This is a genomic window from Methyloterricola oryzae, from assembly GCF_000934725.1.
Taxonomy (GTDB): domain Bacteria; phylum Pseudomonadota; class Gammaproteobacteria; order Methylococcales; family Methylococcaceae; genus Methyloterricola; species Methyloterricola oryzae.
The window spans coordinates 1-1,031 of the sequence record NZ_JYNS01000073.1 but is presented as its reverse complement, the minus strand read 5'-3'; the positions used below and the strand labels follow the sequence as shown (position 1 = coordinate 1,031).

Sequence of the window (1,031 nt, the reverse complement as noted above, 5' to 3'; positions counted from 1 at the left end):
CCCCAGGGCATGACCGTCACCGCCACGCCCTATACCGCGCCTGCCGCCCTCGGCGCCTCCGTCGACGTCGACATCGCCAACCAGGGCCTGCTCTACGGCACCTACACCAAGACCAACGGCAGCGTCTCAGGGCGCGCGGTGCCCCTCACCCTCTACAACAACTATGTGCGCTGGATCTGGGTCTATGTGCAATACCTGAAGGCCGACGGCACCAACCTCTCGCTGAACACCAGCCCCACCTGGCCCGACACCCACTACTGCCAGTCCGTCGGGCTGTTGCCGCAGATCTTCACCTTGCTCGGCGTGCCCCTGTGGGACACCAACACCATTAACGTCACCCTCAACTTCCCGGCCGAGGCCACCTCGGCGCGCCTGCTGTTCTGCGGCCTGGGCAACGACGCCGTGGCCGGCGGCTGGCGCCAGTATTTCCCGGCCGACGCCTACCCCGACCACATCGCACCCCAGGACGAGGTCCTGTTCGCCTCGATCACCACCGGGATCCTCACCATCGGACTCGCCGCCTTCGCGTTGCTGACCGATATGAATCTTGCGGCCACCTGGAAAGCCACCAGGGAATATTTCCCCGATTACATAGACGCAGAGACGTATGACGCCATTCTCGCCTCAAACACGGCACTTACCTCTTACGAGGCGTTCGCCGCAACGGTGGCGGCGGGTGGCGCCACCTACGAGGACATCACCACCAACGGAGCAGGCAACGCGCAGAACATGTGGGGCCTCCTGGCCAGCCTGGGGTCGCTGATCCCAAAAGTCTTCTTTGGGCCCAAAGCCTACTCGGTACTTTTTGAAAAGCTGGCGGTGACAATCTTTGAAAACGAGACCGCGGCGAGGATCATGGGCGCGATACCGCTGGTGGGACAGGTTTTTGAAGTCTTGCAAGCCGTGGGCGACGCCGCGACCCTGGCGGAAGCCATCGGCGAGACGGCGTCGTCGCCCTGGATCATCGAAAACACCATCAGCCTCACCTACGCGGTCAGCGTCACCGTCTCCCGCGACCCCGACGCCGCCAC

1 protein-coding gene is annotated in these 1,031 nt (G+C 63.8%); it reads left to right on the top strand.

Annotated features, from left to right (window positions below; all coding sequences use genetic code 11):
• Positions 1-1,031: hypothetical protein (locus tag EK23_RS21325; RefSeq protein ID WP_158002579.1), on the top strand; the 1,031-nt coding region annotated here is incomplete at both ends.